Source organism: Nocardia sp. NPDC004604 (assembly GCF_040609795.1).
Classification (GTDB): domain Bacteria; phylum Actinomycetota; class Actinomycetes; order Mycobacteriales; family Mycobacteriaceae; genus Nocardia.
Window position 1 is genome coordinate 16,882 of sequence record NZ_JBEXLC010000056.1, and the last position, 19,729, is coordinate 36,610.

Annotated in this window: 20 protein-coding genes; 7 read left to right on the forward strand and 13 right to left on the reverse strand. The window is 65.8% G+C overall.

Annotation, left to right across the window (positions count from 1 at the left end; all coding sequences use genetic code 11):
- Window positions 1-49: 49 nt before the first annotated feature.
- Entirely contained in the window at window positions 50-511 is a 462-nt protein-coding gene (locus ABZW16_RS21045) for a hypothetical protein (RefSeq protein ID WP_354957628.1), read from the reverse strand.
- 277 nt (window positions 512-788) lie between these two features.
- Between ABZW16_RS21045 and ABZW16_RS21050 the strand changes: the two genes are divergently transcribed.
- Entirely contained in the window at window positions 789-2,627 is a 1,839-nt protein-coding gene (locus tag ABZW16_RS21050; RefSeq protein WP_354957629.1) for a long-chain fatty acid--CoA ligase, read from the forward strand.
- Between the two features lie 63 nt (window positions 2,628-2,690).
- On the opposite strand, the gene ABZW16_RS21055 is transcribed toward ABZW16_RS21050, so the two are convergent.
- Together ABZW16_RS21055 and ABZW16_RS21060 are read right to left on the reverse strand one after the other, a co-directional pair.
- Window positions 2,691-4,439 (reverse strand): GAF domain-containing protein, encoded by a 1,749-nt coding sequence (locus tag ABZW16_RS21055; protein ID WP_354957630.1) that lies wholly within the window; start codon window positions 4,437-4,439, stop codon window positions 2,691-2,693.
- 145 nt (window positions 4,440-4,584) lie between these two features.
- Window positions 4,585-4,740: a hypothetical protein gene (locus ABZW16_RS21060; protein ID WP_354957631.1), complete on the reverse strand. Its 156-nt coding sequence runs from the start codon at window positions 4,738-4,740 to the stop codon at window positions 4,585-4,587.
- A 197-nt stretch (window positions 4,741-4,937) separates the two neighbouring features.
- On the opposite strand from ABZW16_RS21060, the gene ABZW16_RS21065 reads away from it, so the two are divergent.
- Entirely contained in the window at window positions 4,938-5,858 is a 921-nt protein-coding gene (locus tag ABZW16_RS21065; RefSeq protein ID WP_354957656.1) for an NAD(P)H nitroreductase, read from the forward strand.
- A gap of 106 nt (window positions 5,859-5,964) precedes the next feature.
- Window positions 5,965-6,843 (forward strand): universal stress protein, encoded by an 879-nt coding sequence (locus ABZW16_RS21070; RefSeq protein WP_354957632.1) that lies wholly within the window; start codon window positions 5,965-5,967, stop codon window positions 6,841-6,843.
- Between the two features lie 121 nt (window positions 6,844-6,964).
- Here the strand turns inward: ABZW16_RS21070 and mgtA are convergent, their stop codons facing one another.
- Together mgtA and ABZW16_RS21080 are read right to left on the reverse strand one after the other, a co-directional pair.
- On the reverse strand, window positions 6,965-9,592 hold the full coding sequence (gene mgtA / locus ABZW16_RS21075) for a magnesium-translocating P-type ATPase (RefSeq protein WP_354957633.1): 2,628 nt from the start codon (window positions 9,590-9,592) through the stop codon (window positions 6,965-6,967).
- Window positions 9,593-9,618: 26 nt separating this feature from the next.
- On the reverse strand, window positions 9,619-9,942 hold the full coding sequence (locus ABZW16_RS21080) for a CBS domain-containing protein (protein WP_354957634.1): 324 nt from the start codon (window positions 9,940-9,942) through the stop codon (window positions 9,619-9,621).
- A gap of 416 nt (window positions 9,943-10,358) precedes the next feature.
- Between ABZW16_RS21080 and ABZW16_RS21085 the strand changes: the two genes are divergently transcribed.
- Both ABZW16_RS21085 and ABZW16_RS21090 read left to right on the forward strand, forming a co-directional pair.
- Complete coding sequence (locus tag ABZW16_RS21085) at window positions 10,359-10,634, forward strand: hypothetical protein (protein WP_354957658.1); 276 nt, start codon at window positions 10,359-10,361, stop codon at window positions 10,632-10,634.
- Window positions 10,628-11,068 (forward strand): pyridoxamine 5'-phosphate oxidase family protein, encoded by a 441-nt coding sequence (locus tag ABZW16_RS21090; RefSeq protein ID WP_354957657.1) that lies wholly within the window; start codon window positions 10,628-10,630, stop codon window positions 11,066-11,068. Before ABZW16_RS21085 ends, ABZW16_RS21090 begins: the two co-directional genes overlap by 7 nt.
- Window positions 11,069-11,304: 236 nt before the next feature.
- Here the strand turns inward: ABZW16_RS21090 and ABZW16_RS21095 are convergent, their stop codons facing one another.
- The 7 genes from ABZW16_RS21095 to ABZW16_RS21125 form a co-directional block, all read right to left on the reverse strand.
- On the reverse strand, window positions 11,305-11,736 hold the full coding sequence (locus ABZW16_RS21095; RefSeq protein WP_354957635.1) for a hypothetical protein: 432 nt from the start codon (window positions 11,734-11,736) through the stop codon (window positions 11,305-11,307).
- A 53-nt stretch (window positions 11,737-11,789) separates the two neighbouring features.
- Window positions 11,790-12,062, reverse strand: a complete 273-nt coding sequence (locus tag ABZW16_RS21100) for a hypothetical protein (RefSeq protein WP_354957636.1) — start codon at window positions 12,060-12,062, stop codon at window positions 11,790-11,792.
- Window positions 12,063-12,204: 142 nt separating this feature from the next.
- Entirely contained in the window at window positions 12,205-12,897 is a 693-nt protein-coding gene (locus ABZW16_RS21105) for a hypothetical protein (RefSeq protein WP_354957637.1), read from the reverse strand.
- A gap of 94 nt (window positions 12,898-12,991) precedes the next feature.
- Complete coding sequence (locus tag ABZW16_RS21110; protein WP_354957638.1) at window positions 12,992-13,597, reverse strand: hypothetical protein; 606 nt, start codon at window positions 13,595-13,597, stop codon at window positions 12,992-12,994.
- 455 nt (window positions 13,598-14,052) lie between these two features.
- Entirely contained in the window at window positions 14,053-14,532 is a 480-nt protein-coding gene (locus tag ABZW16_RS21115; RefSeq protein ID WP_354957639.1) for a GNAT family N-acetyltransferase, read from the reverse strand.
- A gap of 455 nt (window positions 14,533-14,987) precedes the next feature.
- A complete protein-coding gene (locus tag ABZW16_RS21120; RefSeq protein ID WP_354957640.1) occupies window positions 14,988-15,515 on the reverse strand; it encodes a flavodoxin domain-containing protein in 528 nt (175 codons plus the stop codon).
- 452 nt (window positions 15,516-15,967) lie between these two features.
- Window positions 15,968-16,222, reverse strand: coding sequence for a hypothetical protein (locus ABZW16_RS21125; RefSeq protein ID WP_354957641.1), 255 nt, complete (start codon window positions 16,220-16,222; stop codon window positions 15,968-15,970).
- A 663-nt stretch (window positions 16,223-16,885) separates the two neighbouring features.
- On the opposite strand from ABZW16_RS21125, the gene ABZW16_RS21130 reads away from it, so the two are divergent.
- Window positions 16,886-17,362 carry a DoxX family protein gene (locus ABZW16_RS21130; protein WP_354957642.1) on the forward strand — a complete coding sequence of 159 codons (477 nt, stop codon included), beginning with the start codon at window positions 16,886-16,888 and terminating at the stop codon, window positions 17,360-17,362.
- Between the two features lie 55 nt (window positions 17,363-17,417).
- On the opposite strand, the gene ABZW16_RS21135 is transcribed toward ABZW16_RS21130, so the two are convergent.
- Window positions 17,418-18,635: a helix-turn-helix domain-containing protein gene (locus ABZW16_RS21135; RefSeq protein WP_354957643.1), complete on the reverse strand. Its 1,218-nt coding sequence runs from the start codon at window positions 18,633-18,635 to the stop codon at window positions 17,418-17,420.
- 827 nt (window positions 18,636-19,462) lie between these two features.
- Here ABZW16_RS21135 and ABZW16_RS21140 point away from each other — a divergent pair.
- Window positions 19,463-19,726 (forward strand): acyl carrier protein, encoded by a 264-nt coding sequence (locus ABZW16_RS21140; protein ID WP_354957644.1) that lies wholly within the window; start codon window positions 19,463-19,465, stop codon window positions 19,724-19,726.
- The last annotated feature ends 3 nt before the right edge of the window (window positions 19,727-19,729 follow it).

Consider the following 19,729-nt stretch of genomic DNA (forward strand, 5'->3'; position numbering starts at 1 on the left):
AGCGTCCCTGCGTACTCGAGCTTCACCCAGGACCTGAAATGGTCTCAGCTCAAAGTGTTGCTCCGTTGCGCTTCGGGCGCTCTCTGGGGACGAGCAGCGACAGCAGAGCGATGACCAGCCCGCCGCCGACCAGATACAGGCCCCAGCTGCCGGTGAGTAGATCGCGGTAGTCGCTGCGCAACTGTTGGTCGAACGGCTCGTCCAACCGCCACGCGAGCACGCCGAGTGCGGCCAGGCCGACGACGACGCCGAGCCAGCCGATCAGGCGGGAGCCGAACAGCGCGGCGAGCAACACCGCGACGGCGACGCCGACCACGACAACGGCCAGCGACGTCTGGAACGGAACCGACTGAGCACCGATCTGGTCCATGGAACGCCCGGAGCCGAAACCCGCACGCAGATCTTCGAGCCGAACGTCTCGGGCCCCGATCGTGCCGATGAGCGGACCGAACGCGCCGACGGCCACGGCGACAGCGCACACGAGCAGTAAAAGGTGGACAAAAGTTCGCATACTTCCACGGTATTGCGGTTCGGCTGTTCGCATGAGCCCCACCGGCGCACCCCGAGCTCTTCGACGCAATTTTTCACAAGATCGCCCAGCATGCCGGACAGTCCGGTCCGCGCGATCCAGTTGCGCCTGTTGGCGATTCGGGCGGCGGTCCGCGTCGTCGTGATCGGCGCGTTGGGTGTGGCCGGGCTGGTCGCAGGGATCGTGCCAGGCTGTCCTCGCGCCCATGTTTCTCGTCCGAACGCCCGAGCGATCGGCCGGGGACTCGTAGGATCAGACGATGACGTTCCTCCGAGAATCCGAGGAACCTCCCGACCTCAGCAAGATCGAGAAGCGGGCATCGTCGGTCGCCCAGATGCTGGTCGACCGGGTAGCCGCGACTCCAGCGGCGGAGGCGTTCCGATATCCCGATGGCGAGGGCTGGACCAGCGTGTCCTGGCGGCAGGTCGGTGACCGGGTCAACATCCTCGCCGCCGGGTTGATAGCGCTGGGAGTCGACGCTCAGGACCGGATCGCGCTCGTGTCGTCCACACGGTATGAATGGGTGCTCGTCGATTTCGCCGTGATGTGCGCCGGCGCGGCCACCACCACCGTTTACCCCACCACCAACGCCACCGGCGTCACGTTCATCGTCGCCAACTCGGGCAGCCGTGTCGTTGTTGCCGAGAATCAGACCCAGGTCGACAAACTGATCGAGCACCGCGCCGAACTGCCCGACGTACAGCAGGTGGTGATCATCGACGGCGAGGGCAACGGAGACTGGGTGATCACTCTTGATGACCTCGAAGAGCGCGGACGGAAATTGCTTGCCGGATCGCCCGATGCGGTGGTCGCCCGCATCCGCGGGATTCGTCCCGAGCACCTGGGCAGCATCATGTACACCTCCGGCACGACCGGTACTCCGAAAGGGGTTCGATTACCGCATTCCGCCTGGACCTACAGCGCCGCCGCGATCGATGCCCTGAATGTTCTCAGCCCGGATGACTTGAACTTCTTGTGGCTGCCGCTGTCCCACGCATTCGGCAAGGTGATGTTGGCGCTGTCACCGCTGATCGGCTTTCCCACGGCAATCGACGGCCGGGTGGACAGGATCGTGGACAACCTTGCGATACTGCACCCCACCATCGTGGGGGCCGCCCCGCGGATTTTCGAGAAGGCGCACGCGCGCATCGAGGGCATGGTGGCTGAAGAAGGCGGGATCAAGAAGAAGATCTTCGACTGGGCGATCGGGGTGGGCCTGAAAGTCTCGCGTGCCACACAGGCCGGTGCGAAGCCGCCGCTGCTCCTTTCCTTGGAGCACAAAATTGCGGACCGGCTGGTGCTCTCCACCATCCGTGAACGCTTCGGCGGGCGGCTGCGGTACTTCGTCTCGGCATCGGCACCCTTGGACCGCGATGTCGCGCAGTGGTTCGACGCGACCGGCATCACCGTGCTCGAGGGCTACGGTCTGACCGAGACCGCCGCCGCCTCGTTCATCAACCGCCCAGGCGCATACCGGTTCGGCACTGTCGGCAAGCCGTTCCCCGGCACCGAGGTCAAGATCGCCGAGGACGGCGAGATCCTCCTCAAAAGCCCGGGCGTGATGAGCGGCTATCACGACCGTCCCGACGCCACCGCCGAGGCTTTCGACGCGGAAGGCTGGTTCTGCACCGGCGACATCGGCGAGATCGACGCCGACGGCTTCCTGCACATCACCGATCGCAAGAAAGACCTGTTCAAGACCTCACAAGGCAAGTACGTCGCACCCTCCGCGATCGCCGCCACGTTCAAGGGACTCTGTCCGTATGCCGGCGAACTCATCGTCTGCGGCGAGACCCGACCCTATTGCGTCGCCCTGGTCGGTCTCGATGCCCAGGCCATCACCGAGTGGGCCGATAAGCACGGCCTGGCCGATATGCCGCTCGCCGACATCGCCCGGGACCAGAAGACCCACGACGTGATCGCCAGCTACATCGATGACCTGAACGCTCAACTCAATCGCTGGGAACAGATCAAGAGATTCGGGATCATCGACCGCGAACTGTCCATCGAGGCAGGCGATCTCACACCGAGTATGAAGCTGCGCCGCAAAATAGTCGTCGGCAATCTCGCGGACCGCATCGACGCCCTCTATGACTGAGGTCGAACGATGGAACGCGGAAGGCGCCACCTCCGGCGGACTGTAGTGCCGTACCGGCAGAAGTCAGGGCAGCGGCGCCGACCACCGCAGCACCGTGCCCCGTTCCTTGCCTTTGCTCACACTGAAGCTGCCACCTGCCTGTTCGGCGCGGGTGGCCAGATTCGCCAATCCGCTCATGCTGGTGATGTCGTCGGGGATGCCGATGCCGTCGTCGGTTACTTCGATGGTGACGTCATCGCCTACACGCAGATGGACCGTCATCGTTGTGGCGTGCGCGTGCCGCACCACATTGCTGACCGCTTCGCGCAGTACTGCCTCGACGTCTTCGGATAGTGGCGGGGCCAGCACGGACAGCGGGCCGGCGAGTCGAACTGTGGTGCGCAGACCGCTTTCTCCGACCATGTCGGCGACGACGGCGTGCAGGCGTTTGCGCAGCGTCGGGGCGTCCGCGGTGGTGCTGTGCAGGTCGAAGATCGAGTGCCGGATGTCTTGGACGATCGATTGGATATCGGCGATGGTGTCGGTGAGTCGGGATTTGACCTCGGGTGCGTGGGCTCGCTGCGCGGTGCTCTGCAGTGAGAGGCCGACTGCGAACAGCCGCTGAATGACGTGGTCGTGCAGGTCGCGGGCGATTCGGTCGCGGTCGGAGAGCACGTCGAGTTCGCGCATCCGTCGCTGGATGGTCGCCTGCTGCAAGGCCAGCGCAGCCTGATCGGAGAAGGCGGCCATCATCGACTGCCCGGCCTCGTCCAATGGCTGTGCACCGGCCGGTTGTACGGTGGCGAGCACGCCGATGACCGAATCCTTGGCCCGCAACGGAAGAATCAGCGCGGGTCCGAATTTCGAGGGCTCGTAGAAGACCGGCTGGAAGCGCAGTTCGTCGACCGCGACGAACTGGCCGGATCGGAACGCTTCGCCGGAATTCGATTCGCCCATCGGGATGTGCTCGCCGAGCAGTTCGTCGGCGCCGACGCCTGCGGCGGCGGCGACCACCAGCTCGGTGATGTCCTCGGTGGGGATGTCGGGGTCCTCGGGCAGGGCGAGGAAGGTGCACGCCGACTGAGTGAGGGTCAGGGCCCGATCGGCGACGAGTTCGAGGGCGGTGTCGGGTTCGCCGCCTGCGAGCAGTTCGGTGGCCACATCGCGATTGGCTTCCAGCCATTGCTGGCGGATTCGGGACTGTTCGTAGAGGCGGGCGTTGGCGATGGCGATACCCGCGGCGGCCGCCAGCGCCTGCACCACGACCTCATCGTCCTCGGTGAATTCCTGACCACCGGACTTCTCGGTCAAATACAGATTGCCGAACACCTCGTTGCGCACCTTCACCGGTACGCCGAGGAAGGTGCGCATCGGCGGGTGGTGGGCGGGGAAGCCGACCGAGGACGGATGCTTCGAAAGGTTGGTCAGCCGAATGGGCTTCGGTTCTTCGATGAGCAGGCCGAGCACACCGTGACCGCGTGGCAGATCGCCGATCATGACCCGGGTCCGGTCGTCGATGCCCTCGTAGACGAATTCGGCGAGCTGATGACTGGTCTTATCGGTTTCGCGCACGCCCAGCGCCCCGTATTCGGCGTCGACCAGTTCGATGGCGGTGTGCACGATCGAGCGCAATGTGTTGTCCAGGTCGAGTCCGGCGGTCACCACCAGCATTGCCTCGATCAGCCGGTCCATCTGATCACGAACCCCGGCGATCTGCGCGATTCGGTCCTGGACCTCACCCAGCAGCTCACGAAGCCGCAGTTGCGGCAATGTTTCGGTCACCGGCATCTGGTCGGGCACGAGGAACTCGCGATCCATACCCAATTTTTGCATGAGCTCCTACCCCACGCCGTCGCGTGTCGAACCCCGCCGATGCCGATCGGTTTCTTCGTCTTGTACGCATGGTCCCCGCACAGCACCACGACACCTGTATGGGTTTCCCGCAACTACGTAGCAGCGGCCGCGGTCGCTGCCACGTTCAGTGCGCTTCGGCCGGTTCGACGAGCGCCATACCCGCGGTAGCGCCACCGTCGATGACGAATTCCGGTCCCTCGAGAAGGTGGCCCAGTTGACGATGCAGCCAACCATCGACCTCCTCTGGCGCCGAAACGCGGAAGCGGCTGGGCCGCAGCAATACTCGTATCGAAGCCGACTGTTCGGGGTGTGGATCGGTCCGGGGTGCGAACAGCCCCTTCCGGACCGTCTGCGCGCTCCCGTAGCCGGCCGACCCCAGCCGGCGTCCGAAGTCCCGCCAGGAGGGGTCGTCTTGCCCTACCTTCGGTATCGCCGCGGTGCGAGGGTGAATCGGGAGGAAAGGAAGGGATGGCGGTGATGGACCACGGACTGCCCGATGATCACACCGTGCGGGCGGCACTAGCGCTCGCGGTGCGGGCACCGTCGGTGCACAACACCCAACCGTGGCGGTGGCGGATCGCAGACCGCAGCGTCCACCTGTATCTGGATCCGACTCGGGCATTGCCCTCGACCGACCCCGACCAACGCGATCTCGTCTTGAGCTGTGGTGCTGCGCTGCATCATCTGCGCGTCGCGTTCGCTGCGCTCGGCTGGTCAGCGGTGGTGCACCGGCTGCCGAATCCGGCGCAGCCGAACCACCTGGCATCGATTGAACCAGTGCGGCATCGGCCGATTCCCTACGAAATCGAACTGAGCGCCGCCATCACCCGCAGACGCACCGATCGCCGGCCCTTCAGTGCGTGGCCGGTGCCGCCGGGATACCTCGGGCTGGTCACCGAGCGCGCCGCGACCCTGGGTGCGACTGTGCGGCAGGCGGTCGATGGATCGCGGGACTGCTTGGTCGAGGCGATGCGGGCCGCGGCCGAGCGGCACGCGGGGGACCCGGGCTATCGACTCGAGCCGGCCGAGTGGAGTGGCAGGCACGATGGTGTGCAATGGTCTGACGAAGCGCACGAGTCCGACTGCGCCGAGCTGCTGGTGCTGAGCACCTCGGCCGACCACCGACTCTCGCGACTGTGCGCGGGTGAGGCATTGAGCGCGGTGCTGCTGACCGCGACGAATATCGGGTTGGCCACCTGTCTGCTGACCGAACCGCTCGAGATCCCAGCGCTGCGGGACCGGGTCCGCATCGGCGTCCTCGACGACTACGGCTATCCCCAAGCCGTGATCAGAATCGGCTGGGCGCCGACGAGTGCCGAGACGCTGCCCGCCACGCCGCGGCGGGCGGTCGAGGACGTATTGGATCCCTTCGACGCCACAGAGGCGGCAGCATGCTGAACGATCGGGAGGTCCGCGACCAGCCGATCAGCTGACCGGGCGGCCGGGCCACTCGCGACTGGGCTATTTCGTTTCCGGCAAGCACTTTTCGACAAAGGGAACGATTATGGGCAATTCCGCAGCGCCGCAGATCATTGCGGCCGTCGACGGCTCGGCGAGTTCCTATGAGGCGGTTGCCTGGGCGGCGGTCGATGCCGAGCTGCACCGTTGCCCACTGCGCATTCTGACCTCGGTGGCCGTCCCAGACTTCGGCCCCGACCGCACTCTGAGCGAGGCGGACGTGGAGTGGCTGCGCCGCGATGGCGAGCGCATCCTGGTCGAGGCGGCCAGCCTGGCACGGCACACCGCGCCGGGGGCGGAATTGGAGCTGGCAACCGAGGTGATCTTCGCCTCGATCATTCCGACCCTGATCCTGCGCTCGGCGCAGGCCAGGATGCTGGTCGTCGGCCGCCGCGGCGTCGGCGCGTTCCACCGTGGACTGCTCGGCTCGGTCAGCACCGCGGTCGCCCATCACGCGCATTGCCCGGTCGCGGTGATTCATGGCGATTCGGCGATCGACCCGGAATCGGCGAGTAAACCCATCCTGGTCGGCGTCGACGGCTCACGAAATAGCGTGCCCGCCATCGAGCTCGCGTTCGAGGAGGCCTCGCGACGCAAGGTGGGGCTGACGGCGCTGCACACCTGGAGCGATGCCAGCAGCGTGGATCTGCCGCATTCGGGCTGGGAGGCCGCGCGCGAGTCCGAGCAGGCGCTGTTGGCCGAGAATTTGGCCGGCTATCGCGACCGGTATCCGGAGGTGCCGGTGCAGCGGGTGCTGAAGCTGGATCGGCCGGTTCGAGCGTTACTGGACGAGTCGGCGAATGCGCAGTTGGTTGTGGTCGGCAGCCGCGGCCGCGGTGGGTTCGCGAGTATGGTCCTCGGCTCCACCAGCAACGCGTTACTGCACACGGTGGAGTGCCCGATGATCGTTGTACGCAACAGCTGACCTGATTCCGCCGACGGCGCGGGGTGTCCGGCAGACCGGGGTGGGGAACCGACCGACCTCGGCGAACCAGCCCCCGACTGGACGGCCGGACGCGCGTGGTCGAGCATCGTGCCGCAGCTGATCATGGACCCACGCGATGCGGTGTCCGGGACCGTCGGCCGGTGGTGAAGCGGGCGGCGCGTCGGTCCACGCGGTGGCTGGTGATGCGGAGGCGTTGTGGGGCAACGGGTTTCGGGGTGCGGAAGAAGTAATGTTTGCCGAGTTCGGCCAGCACCAGGTAGGCCAGGACCATAACGGTCAGGGTTAGGAAGAAAGCGCCGGGCAGCGGGGTGAAGCCCAGGCCACGGGCGAATGGTGTGACGGGGATCAGGGCGCCGGTGGTCACCGCGGCCAATGCGGCCAACAGCAGCGCGACGCTGGGGTGGCTGCGGAAGAACGGGGTGCGCCGGGTCCGGATGACGAACAGGACCAGGGTCTGGGTGGCCAGGGATTCGACGAACCAGCCCGTGTGGAAAAGGGTTTCGTCGGCGTGGAATACCGACAGCATAATCGCGAAGGTGGCGAAATCGAACAGCGAGCTGATGGGGCCGAAGACCAGCATGAAGCGCCGGATCAGCGCGACGTCCCACCGCGCCGGGCGCGCGAGTTGTTCGGGATCGACGTTATCGGTGGGGATGGACAGTTGGCTGGCGTCGTAGAGCAGATTGTTCAGCAGGATCTGCGAGGGGAGCATCGGCAGGAAGGACAGGAAGGCGGACGCGCCTGCGGCACTGAACATATTGCCGAAATTGCTCGATGTGCCCATCAACACGTACTTCATGGTGTTGGCGAAGATGCGCCTGCCTTCCAGCACGCCGTCGGCGAGCACATGCAGGTCCTTCTCCAGCAGCACGACATCGGCGGCATCCTTGGCTACGTCGGTGGCGGAATCCACCGAGATGCCGACATCGGCGGCATGCAGCGCCAGCGCGTCGTTGACGCCGTCGCCGAGGAATGCGACGTCGACACCGGAGGACCGCTGTGCGCGCACGATCCGAGCCTTCTGTTCCGGGTCGACCCGCGCGAATATCGTTGTGGTCGAGAGTAGTTCGCGCAACTCGGGTTCTTCGAGGCGGTCGATTTCGGGTCCGGTGAGCACACCGCCGTCCGGTAGCCCGAGTTCGGTGCAGACGTGCCCGGCGACGTCCGGATTATCACCGGTGATCACCTTGACCGCCATGCCGAGGTCGGCCAGCCGCCGCAGCGCGTCGCGGGCGGTGGCCTTCGGTGGGTCGAGGAACACCAGGAATCCGTGTAGGCGCAGGTCGTGCTCGTCATCGGGGGCGAGTGTGTGCTGCCCGGGCGCCGGGCGGGTCGCCACCGCGACGATGCGGTGACCGGCCCGGAATTCACTGTCCAGCACGGTCTGCGCGGTATGGGGCAAGTCGGTGCAGCGGTCGAGTACGGCCTCCGGCGCACCTTTGGTGATGATCAGCGGCTCGCCGGGCTCGTCGGCGGTGAGCACGGTGACGAGTCGGCGGCGGTGGTCGAAGGGCAGCACGGCTAACTTGGTGTACCGTTCGGCGGCCGCGCGCGGTGCGGTCGGGGCCTCCCATAGGGCGGTGTCGAGTGGATTTCCATCGACGACACGCGCGTCGCGCACGGTGGCGTCGGTGCAGACCAGGCCGAGCAGCATCGTTTCGTCCGACGCGGATCCGTCGGGACCGAGTGCACGCATGAATTCGATCCGGCCCTCGGTCAGCGTGCCGGTCTTATCGGTGAACAACACCTCGATATCGCCGAGATCCTCGATGCACACCAGCCGTTTCACCAGCACCTTTCGGTGTGCGAGCTGCCGGGAACCCGCCGCCAGGCTGGTCGAGACCACGGCGGGCAGCAGCTGTGGGGAGATGCCGACCGCGATGGCGAGGGAGAACAGCAGCGCGTCCAGGATCGGGCGGTGCAGCGCCATATTCACCGCGAAGATGCCGATGGTCAGCACCGCGGCGACTCGGACCAGCAGGAGCGAGAATCGGCGCAGGCCGAGCTGGAATTCGGTGTCGGGCTGACGTTTTCCGAGTCCGAGGGCGACCCGGCCGAAGACCGTCGACCCGGCGGTCGCGACCACCAGCCCGCGGCCCTGTCCGGCGCTGACCACCGTCCCCATCAGCGCGCAGCTGCTCAGCTCCGCCATCGTGGTTCCGGACGGCACCGGATCCACCGACTTCTCGACCGGAATCGATTCCCCGGTCAGGACCGACTCGTCGCATTGCAATGTCGTCGTACTCAGCAATCGGATATCCGCGGGTACGAGCTGTCCGAGCCGCAGTTCGACCAGATCGCCGGGCACCAGCTCGACCAGGCTGACCGACTGCGCCGCACCGTCGCGAATCACCGTGGTGCGGTGCTGGATTCGATCGTGCATCGCTTCGGCGGCACGCTCGGCGCGGTACTCGTTGATCAGGCCCAACCCGACCGAGGCGGTGAGGATGACACCGATGATGAGCGCATCGGTGCGCTCGCCGAGAAAGAATGACGCGGTGGCGGTGACCGCCAGCAAGAGCAGCAACGGAGACCGCAACTGCCGTGCCAACACCGGCAGGAGCCGGGCCTGATGTGAGCGAATCGCATTGGGCCCGACGGCCTGTCGGCGCCGTCGGAACTCCGCTCCCGTCAGGCCCGCGTCGGTGGTCGACAACGCCGAGAGCACGTCCGCGATCGGCATCGCACCGGCGAGTGTCACCTCGAGGTGGTCTGAAGTTGTTGTCACATGATCGACTCGGTGCGGTGCCGTCGTCATCGCGACCCGGTGTGGGTGCGGCGTGACCGTATCGATCGCAATCCCGCGCTGAGCATGCGGTGGGCGATCGTGGATATGCCGGTCCCGGGCTGGACGACTTCGACCGGAACCGTCATCACCGCGTCGACGATGGTGGTGTCCACTGCGGAAGACGTGGCGAGCACTTCGGATTCGGGGAGCATGCCGACCACCTGGTCCCGGTCGGCTACCACCGGCAGCGCGGCGAATCCGTCTTCGGTGAGTTGTTCGATGGCCTCGGTCAGCGGTGTTTCCGGCCGAACCGTAACCACTGGTCGGCTGAGGATGTCGCGTGCGTACATCGCTGCCACCTCATGAATAGTCCGGACCTCTCCGCTCATCATCGGCGCTGGTCCGATGCGGATTCGAGGGGCGAAGGTCCCGTTTCTGTCGAGGAGTCGGTCCCTTCGCCGCCCGGCGACCGGTCCGCTCGACCAGGCGGAAAGGATCAAGCTGGGTGCGCCTAGCGCGAACCCGCGTCGGTGGCTGCCGAAAGGGTGTTGTGCGCATACCGCCTCGACGAATTCGCCGACGTGGCTTGGGAGAAGCGCCGGAACAGCTCGGCCTCTCGGAATAGGTGGTGGCTATCCGCGTTCCGCGGTGTCGCTGTGATGGGGCCGACGTCCTCGATTCATGGGCCTTTCGGCCCTGTTCGGCACTGCCGCAGCAGGGTTGGATTGCCAGCGTTGCGCCGCCGTCGGTCGAAAGGGGTTGGCGAGTGAGTACATCCGAGCTGTGGTCGACCAGGACGACCGCGCCGTCGGTGTGCACCACCCAGGGGGCGGTGGATCCCGTCCAGATCACCCGCGCGTTGCGGGGGATCGACCGGGCGCTGCGCTGCCACCATGTCGGTGCACCGGCCCGGTTACGGTGCACCGGCCCGCAGTGTCTGGATGGGCCGATGCTGGCACAGGCGAACGTGGCGTTCCAGGGTGCTGCTGTACGCGTTCAGGTCCGGATCGGGCGACCGGGAGCGGAGGTCGCACGATCGTGATCGCCGCCGAAGACTTTCCGGGACGCGCGATCGTCGAACTCGATCGCGCGACGGCGCTGGACCTGCTCTCGACCGTCTCGATCGGTCGAGTGGTGTTCAGCCGCAACGCATTACCGGCGATCCGGCCGGTCAATCACATTGTCGAGGCGGATGGCAGCGTCATCGTGCGCACCCGCCTCGCGGCCCAGCTCACTTCCGCTGTGCGCGGCAACTCCGGTGTGGTGGTCGCCTACGAGGCCGACGAGATCGACCCGCACCTACACACCGGATGGTCGGTCGTGGTTACCGGTTTCGCTCGCACCGTTACCGATCCCGCCCGCATCGCCCGCTACGAGCGCCTGCTCCGTTCCTGGGTCGACCAGGTCATGGATACCGTCATCGAGATCGAACCCTCCATCGTCTCCGGCGTCCGCCTCGTCGACAAAGCCGCCTGAGCGGATGTCCGTGGATCGTCGAATCGCGGGTCGGCCAAGGGGGGCTCGGTCACTCGCGATCAGACAGTGGTCCTACAACGCTCCGCGTGGTCAGGCCCGGGGGACGAGTTCGTGCGGCGCGGCGTCGTGCACCAATGCACCGGTCACGGCGGGCGCAGCGAAACCCAGCAATTCCCCCAGCGTCACGCTGCCGAATCAGCGCCGCCAGCAGCCCCGCGGTGCGGTCGCGGCGCGCACTATAGGGCGATTCGATGCTCGTCAGCGCCTGCCAATTCGATCACCACGAACGGATCGGTCGACGGCATCCGCACCCGTGGAAATGCCGCCTGGTAGACCGCTGCCGCTTCTTCGCGTTCCAGCGAATCCGGTTGTGCCACATGGCCCGTACCGCGATACCACCGGCCATCCAGCAACACCGAGAGTGGCCGGGGTGTGCGGAAGTTGCGCCACCATGTCTTTGTGTCGGCGCGAGCGACCCGGACGACGATGCTGTCGCCCATACGGGCATACGACACTGGTAGGGCGATATGACGCCCCGAAAGCCGCGCTTGATAGCGCAGCTGGCACAGGTTGTGCCCCAGCCCGAGGGCGAGCGGGGAGCGCAGTGGCGACAAGATCACGGATGCGCCGAACGCCTGTTCCTGATACCGACTCGTGCTGGTTGTCATGTCTCAATGATCCTGCCGTCGCATGGTGCGACGGCAGGACCGAATGGCACCGGTCAGGTAGTCCTTTGTCCCTGAGAATTACCTTGGTCGCCCCGAGACCAGGCCATACGGTGCGGACTGCGGGCGAGACCTGTGGGGTTTCGGTCGAGCCGACGCAGCGGCCGGATGGTGAGTTCGGCGATCGAGTGCACCTCGCCACAGTCGCCCTGGCGCAGGATGCCGACGGTATCGGCCATCTCTTGGACCTCCCCGATTGCCGTGTCCAAGACCGCACCGATGCGTTCCGAAAGGTCCAGCCCGAGGCGTTCGGCATGCCGAACGCGCACCTTTTCCTGGACGCCGCCGCGCGAGATAGCTCAGGTACCGCTCAGCGGTCAGGTCGGGATAGCGGCGCTATCCCGAAACACCGCGCGTACCGCCCGACTCCGGGCGTTCGGTCGACTCACCGATCTGTCGGCCGTTGAGCGGTCAAGTCGAGTTGGTTGGCGGCGCTGAGACATCCGCGGTGGCCCGACGTAGCAATTCGGCTCCGGCGGCCCGGTGCAGCAGCGCGAGGACCTCGTCGTCGGGGGGGCCACGGAACAGCGAATACCATTCGCCGGCAGTGGCAAGACTCGGCGGTGTCTGCAGGCAGATCACGTCATCGGCGACCCCGGAAAGTTCGGTCACTACGGCGCTTGTGCCTACCGGGGCGGCCAAGACGATCCGACTGGCACCGTGGACCTTGACCATCTGGCAGGCGGCTCTAGCGGGGGCGCCGCTGACGATTGCGTCGACGACGATGACCGCGGTACGCCGGGTCAACGGAATGCGCGGACACCCTTCCCGAACTCTGCGGAGCTGAGTGTGCAGCATCTTGCGCTCTTGCAGGTCTATCGCTGCCATCTGCGCGGCGGTCACCGCGCTACGAGCGACTGCGGCGTCATCGATCACCCGGACACCACCCTCACCGATTGCGCCGAACGCCATTTCCGGCCGGTACGGGACCCTGAGCTCGCGCACCACGATCACATCCAGCGGCGCATTCAAAGCACGTGCGACCTCGAATGCGACCGGAACACCGCTCGGCGCCAGGCCGAGAACCACAATGTCTTGCCCTCGCAGGGACCCCAGGCGCATCCCCAGTTGCCGTCCTGCATCGAACCGATCGATGAACACCATCGCAATACTTCCTGTTCGATCTATCCAGATTCCGGTTCAGGGCACGCCCATAGGTCCTGATGTCGCCGATGCGAGTGTCGTTGCCCCGAGGTCGTCACCGCCGATCGCTGCCGGTCTGCCATCCGGTCTCCCGCCATTCCCGTTCCCAGCCGGCCCGACGTCGAGCGCCCAATGCCCACATATTGAGCGCGACCAGGGCCAGGACGGCGCCCCAGATTTCGACCAGAACGGCCAGGCCGACCTCGATCCCGTTGCCGACGGCGACACCGGACCGCTCCGGCGGACCGGTGGGAGTGCCGTCCGGGGCGAGCCACACCGTGACCGCATCGCCGCGGCTCGCCGTATCCGGGACCGTAATCGTCGCCGTGCCGGATCGGCCGTCCTGATTCCAGCGTACCGGCGCTTCGGAGTGGCTGTCGGTCATCGGTGACCGCGCCGACACCGTCGCGGTGTGCTTCGATTCGCCCGAAATCGTGCCCGTGACAGCGACTTTCACCGAATTGTCGGAGCTGATCCGCGCCGCCGCCGCGGTATAGCCCGCGGTCCCCACCGCACCCGCGATCGGAATGGCGACCAGCATCGCGGCAGCAGCCAGCATCCAGACCAGCGCCTCGATTCGATCCGACGCCCGCATCAGCGGACTGGTATTCCACGGTCGCGTCCGCCAGATACGGACCGACAGCGACGGGTACCGCGACACCCGGATCACCTCTTCTCGACGGCACCGCCACTTTGGTGAATTTCGTGGCTGGCTGCCTGGTTAGAGCATCTCGCTCGGCGCCGTCGCGGAGCAGAGACAAAGGTCACCGCGTTGGCGAGTCCTGTGGCCCTCGCATCCGAGGTCACAGGCCCATCGCACGCGCGCCGTCGTCGGCTGCCCGGCATAGCCGTGCGAGCCGAGTTTCATTCGGGCCCAGCCCGGGGTCCGGTGCATCGTGCGCCATATCGCACGTCTCCCGGCCTGATCTGCTGCGCTTGATCAGGGACGACACCATTGTCGAGGCCGAGATCGGCGTCCTGGTCGACAACTATGCGGGCAGCAGCAAAGAATGGACCATCGACGTGGCATCCGGCCGAAGCAGGCCACATCGCTCCCCTTGGAGCACGTGTCATCGGCCCCGATCCGAGTCGTATCCGCGGATCGGTGGCGGGCTGTCAGAGTTGGATGCCGACTCGCGCGATACCGTTCTGGCAGTAGGCCGACACCGGCAGGTTTGCGGCGGCAACCAACCGCATCAGCCTGGTATTCGCCGGAATCAGTTCGGCGACAAATCGTTCGACGCCGCGTTCACGCGCGAGTCGCGCCAGGCGGTGCAGGAGTTCGAGGCTGTATGCGCCTATCCGGTCGTCCTGATCGGGAGCGATGGTTATGGCTAACTCGGCCGTCCTGGTCGTCCCGAGCACGATGAAGTTGCCCAGGCCGACGATCCGGTCGTCGACGAAGGCACCGAGCGCACAGTGCGCAGGATCGCGCACGACGAGGGCGCGCGCGACATTGGGTAACTCGGTCGGGCGCGGCACGAGAATTCGGAAGAGGCTGTCCTTATCGGGCATCCCGGCGTGCAGATCCGCGACGGCCGCGGCATCGGCGGGGCCGAGCGGGCGGACGGTGCAGGTTTCGGTCGAGCTGATCATGCCGTGGTCTCCGAGCCGAGTCGAATAGCTTTCTAGAGCATCTCTGAACGGAGTCGCACCCGAATGGGGCCGAAGGTCCCCAATCGAGGACCGAACAGCACTGCTGGTCGCCCGGGCGTTCGGTAGGATCCGCGCTCGAACGATGGCGCCGCTCCGCGGTTCGGGTGACCATGACGGGGCAATGGGCGTGCTGCACAAGGAAATTGGATATAGGGCCGAGCAACAGGCGGGTGCAGCCGCCCGCCGACCATGATCCATTGCGCGTTATCCGTCATATCGTCGAGTGTCGTCGAGCGATACTTCGGTCGATATGGGCCTTACGCCCGGTCCCGAAAGTCCATGCTCACTGGCCGCCGATCGCGGCTGGTGCGACCGGACAGTGTGATGGCGGATGCGGTCTTTGCAGAGGTGCACTCGGCGCGCACCGGTTGTCGTCGGTCCGGCCGAGGTCGGCCTCAGAATTGATGCGCGATCCGGTCGGCCCCGGTATGTGCCAGGCGTTCGCCCCAAGCGCGAGCGCATTCCAACGCGCCTGCGGCCAATGGTCCGGTCACGCCGTCGACCAAGAAGTCCACCGGCTCGTCGACGAGTTCATAACCCAAGTGCCGCAATCGCTTACCGACACAGCGGGCGGCCGACCCCGGCAACCACGATGGCTTCACGGCCTTGGTGCCGAAGGCTGCGGCCTGGGTACCCGGTACTACCGGCAGCGCCCGGTCGAGCCATTCTCGGATGCCGATCTCGACCGGGACCAGCGCGTCGGTCGCTTGCGCAGCATCACGGCGGGTCCGGGGTCGGCTGAGCCCGAGCATATGCGTCGGCCCGCCCACCACCAACAGATCCGCAGTTGGCTGGGGCAGCTCCGCGGCGGCCGCCACGTTGAGCAACTCCACGGTGGCGTACTCGCTGAGCCCCTGAGCGATGGCGGCGGCGATGGCGGCCGTGTTGCCGAACATCGATTCGTAGATGACCCGCGCCAGCATGTCGGTCTCCTCGTACTGCGGAAGCTGGGTGAAGGTGAGGTCAACGCTACGGGCGGACGGTGCCGCCGAACAGGGCCGAACCGACGCTCAGCGGGGGACCTTCGGACATCCGAGGGAGTTTCCGATGGCTTTCGGCCGTCGCGTCGGAGTCTGCGGCGCACAATGCTGGAACGGTGCTGGCACGTTTTCCTAATGGTCTGCGCCGATTCGATGGCTACCAGTTGGCGCGCCGGGTGCGGACCTCGCCATTACTACCGCCGATCCGGTCTCGGCAGCGTTGCTCGAACGCTCCGTGCACGCCTGGATGCTGGTGGTCGGCAGCCGGGGCCTCGGCACGTTCGCTGCTGGCTCGGTCAGCACTGCGGTGGTCCAGCCACGCGCACCTCCCAGCAACGCCCTCCTGCATGCGGTAGAGGTCCCGATGATCGTGGTCCGCGCGCATTGAGCGGAGATCAGCCGCGGCGAGCGAGTCGGCGCAGGCGTTCGTGCTCGAGGACGAACAGTGTGACGCTGGTGATGAAGCACAGTGCGGTGACAATGGCCCCGAGAGCGGTCCAGCCCGCGAATCCATAGCCTGCCGCGGTGAGGGTGGATGCCAGGCCCACAACTCCGGCGATGAAAAGCACGATCCCGGGGATGTTGTATGGGTCGGCGAGGCTTTCGCCGGGCTTGCTGTGGTACGGCTCGCCGGATGTCCTGTCGCTCACGGTATTTCCTCCAGTGTCGGTTGAGATCGGGCCGCGGCGGGGCGGTTTCGCCGCGGCCCATCGATCACCCTGCCCGCGTGGAGCCCGTGCGGGCAGGGGCGTTGGTCCTGTGGGAATCGGACCAAGGTCATATTTCTCGCCGACCTTGTCCACATCAGCGAGTCGCAATGCGTCCGAACTCGCCACATAGTCGCCCGTTTCGACTCGGACCTCACGAAATATCCTGGGCGTGAGCGTCTCTCGAACTCGGAGCCGATCGCCACGGTTGAAGATCCCGGCTCACCGGCGTGGGCCTTCGGGGCGGGTCGGCCATACCTGAGGTCATGGCGTGAGCGTCGTCGACTGCGGCTGTGGCAGAGCCAGCGATTGCGCGATCATCGATGACCAGGTGGCGGATAGCGCCCAAGTCGCGCAGATCGCCGTAGCCGCGCATGAGGTGGTAGAGCGTGCGTGTTGCAGCGAGACCCCGGCGCGTTGACAATGCCGGGCGAAGGCCCGATAGTCCCACGGCGACCGATGCGACGCGGGCGTGATGCAGGGCGGGGCTTCACCGGTCAGCTAGCCGGGCTACCGGGACCAATGACCCATCGGAGGCAGTTCTGCCGAGGATCAGGTGTCGGCAGTGCTGGGTCTCATAGGATTGTGGTTCGAAAGGCAGGTCGCATGTCTACCAATGGCAACTGGCTCGCCCGGATTACCGCGACCACCGCGCCCGGCTCGGTGGTGCTGATCCGCCTGTATGTCGGCGCGGTCTTTCTCTTCGAAGGCATTCTGAAGTTCCTACGGCCCGATGAACTCGGCACCGGACGGTTCGACAGGGCCGATATCCCGGCGGCGGGGTTCGTTGCCCCACTCGACGGAGTTTTCGAAATCGGCTGCGGTGCACTGATTCTGGTTGGTCTGCTCACGCGGCTGGCCGCGATCCCGATGATCGTGGATATGGTCGGCGCACTGCTGATCACCAAATTGCCCATCCTCTGGGGTACGGCCGCATTGTTCACCGGCAAGTCCGGGTGGTGGGACTTCGTGCACGAATCCCGGGTCGACCTGGCGCAACTATGCGGCAGCGTGTTCTTGCTCATCGTCGGTGCGGGCGCCTACTCGGCCGACGCCGCGCTGGGCCGGGGCACTGCGTCCTGACGTACCGCGCGATGGTCCACCGAGCGACCCCCTGCGCTCGCCCGGTGGGCCCGCATCAGGTGCGGTATGTGCGCGCGACCAGGGCCGAGCGCAGGTACCAGAGCCCGGACGGCTGGGACGGATCGAATCCGGTGAGCTGTCCGATGCGCTTGAGCCGGTAGTCGACGGTATTGGTGTGCACGTGCAGAACCCGGGCGGTGCGCTGGCGGTTGAGGTTGTTGCCGATATGGCGTTGCAGGGTCTCCAGCAGTTCGGGGTGTTCGTCGAGGGGATCGAGCAGCGAGCCGAGGTATGCACGGCCTGGACCGGGCCGGGTGAGCTGGTATTCGAGGGCGAGTTCGTCGAAGTGATACAGCCCGGCCACCGCCTGCAGCCGCTGCACCATATCGAGCAGCTCATGCGCCTGGTCGGCCGCGTTCGGAATATGTTCCGGCGTGGCCTCGACCATTGTCACGGTGATCCCGACCTGCGCGGCATGCGACATGCGCGTCACCACGGCTTCGAGCTGATCGTTGTCGAATTGCGTCGCCGGGATCAGCACGGTGCCGCCGTCCACGCTGAGCAGCGACAGCGCGCTGGCACCGCATCGGGTCGCGAGTTCGGCCTGCAGTCGACGCAGCTTGCGCCGGGCCACCACCTGGGCGTCGAGCATCGGATTGTGCTCATCACGATGGGGCGGAATGGCAACGGCGAGAACACTGTAGGACTCGGCGATGGCGATGCCGCATTCGCGTGCCATGGTCGAGGTGCTGTGCCCGCCGAGCAGCGCCGAGGTGAGGGTGTGCACAGCGGTGTGGTGCTCGCTGACGACCGCGCGCAGCTCCCGGACATAGGCGACCGAGATCGCCGAGGTGAGCTTGTCCAGCAGCGCGATGACCATCTTCGCGCCGTCGACGAGATTGTCGTAGTCCTTCGTCGTCGCCTTGGACACCACCAGGTCGAGGCCCATCTGGAAGCCCTCGTGGATGGAATGCAGGATGGTGTCGATCGGCACGCCCTCGCGGGCCCACCCGGCGGCATGGTCCTCGAGCCGCCGAACCTTTTCCGGGATGTCCTTACCGTCCAGCATGCTGACCGCGATCTCGAGGCAGACGCGGGTGCTGGCGGTGAAATCGCCGGTGATCGCTTCGCCCGGCATCGTCGCGCACGGGATGACGTTGTCGACGAAGTGGCCGACCATCTGCCGAGACAGCGCGCGGACGTCCTTGAGTGGCGACGACATCGGCTTACCCGAGAGGGTCAGAGTCGGCCGGGTCGAGTGGTCGACGGACATAGGCGACTCCTTTGGCCCCCGATGTTGCTGTGTGGCGCATTCACACTAACTGTCCGAGGTCGGCCGTGGACCGGTTCGCTCGGTTCTGTGAGAGTGCGCTAGCCCGGCCGGGATGCCCTTGTGACCGGTCACAGTGTTTCAGAGGAGCTACCGACGAGTAATGAGAGCCGTCACATCCGTGGATCGGACCAAAAGTTAGCCGGGAGTCCGGGCCGTGCGTGCGCCGTGCGACATGACGTAAAAATGGGGTTACGTGACTTTGCATTCAGCGCGGAATGTGTTAGCGCCCAATGCAAAACAAAAATACCGATGAGTTGGTTTGGAATCTCCGCTGTCCGCTCAGTGAACCGGGCGTGAACAGCGCATTTATTGGAAATTGATCCTGTCGTCCGGCGGTGCGGCCGAATTGATGAATTATCGGTGACGTCGAATCGCGGAATGTGTTGTCTCAGACGGGGACTCGTCGGGCCCCCTTTTTGGCGGGTGTGCGTGGGTCTCGTGCACTTTGCCGAGTCGGATTAGCGAAACAGTTGCTGATGGATCGAACCGGCTGTACTGCAAGGCTATTGACATTGCCAGCTGCAAATCAGCGGTGTACAGATGTGTGCATGCGCCGCTGTGATTGCCAACAGTTGTGCACATGGACGAGATATTGGACGTGACAGTCCCGATTGCCGTAACGGAGGGCAAGTGAGCGCAGTCTCGACTGGCGTTGAATTCCGCAGTTACCAGCAAGGATTCATGATCTGTTCGGTGGAGTCCGCGGTCTCTGGCCGCGTTGCGCGCATGGCGGACGCGGCAGGTTCGAGCGCGACGGAGGGTGAGTGATGACCGGGTTGAACCATGTTGACGAGCAGGTGCGCGAACTCTTTTCGCGGGGTCTGCGGGTGTCCGAGATCGATGTAAATACGCCGTTGCTGGATTATGGCTTGGACTCGGTACGGTCGGCCGAACTCGTCATCGAACTCGAGCGCACCTTCGGCATCGAGATCTCCGACGAGGAGGCCGCGGCGCTGCACACCGCCCGCGACGTAATCGACTGTGTGGTAGCCAAGTCCGCCGCGAATCGGCACTCGGGTATCGGAGCATAGGCC

Coding starts and splice junctions, on each gene's coding strand:
- ABZW16_RS21095 (WP_354957635.1), bottom strand. CDS start 11,736: ATGACAACCAGCACGAGTCGGTATCAGGAACAGGCGTTCGGCGCATCC.
- ABZW16_RS21135 (WP_354957643.1), bottom strand. CDS start 18,635: ATGTCCGTCGACCACTCGACCCGGCCGACTCTGACCCTCTCGGGTAAG.
- ABZW16_RS21070 (WP_354957632.1), top strand. CDS start 5,965: ATGGGCAATTCCGCAGCGCCGCAGATCATTGCGGCCGTCGACGGCTCG.
- ABZW16_RS21140 (WP_354957644.1), top strand. CDS start 19,463: ATGACCGGGTTGAACCATGTTGACGAGCAGGTGCGCGAACTCTTTTCG.
- ABZW16_RS21105 (WP_354957637.1), bottom strand. CDS start 12,897: ATGGTGTTCATCGATCGGTTCGATGCAGGACGGCAACTGGGGATGCGC.
- ABZW16_RS21120 (WP_354957640.1), bottom strand. CDS start 15,515: ATGCTGGCGCGGGTCATCTACGAATCGATGTTCGGCAACACGGCCGCC.
- ABZW16_RS21065 (WP_354957656.1), top strand. CDS start 4,938: ATGGACCACGGACTGCCCGATGATCACACCGTGCGGGCGGCACTAGCG.
- ABZW16_RS21130 (WP_354957642.1), top strand. CDS start 16,886: ATGTCTACCAATGGCAACTGGCTCGCCCGGATTACCGCGACCACCGCG.
- ABZW16_RS21055 (WP_354957630.1), bottom strand. CDS start 4,439: ATGCAAAAATTGGGTATGGATCGCGAGTTCCTCGTGCCCGACCAGATG.
- ABZW16_RS21050 (WP_354957629.1), top strand. CDS start 789: ATGACGTTCCTCCGAGAATCCGAGGAACCTCCCGACCTCAGCAAGATC.
- ABZW16_RS21115 (WP_354957639.1), bottom strand. CDS start 14,532: ATGATCAGCTCGACCGAAACCTGCACCGTCCGCCCGCTCGGCCCCGCC.
- ABZW16_RS21080 (WP_354957634.1), bottom strand. CDS start 9,942: ATGTACGCACGCGACATCCTCAGCCGACCAGTGGTTACGGTTCGGCCG.
- ABZW16_RS21045 (WP_354957628.1), bottom strand. CDS start 511: ATGCGAACTTTTGTCCACCTTTTACTGCTCGTGTGCGCTGTCGCCGTG.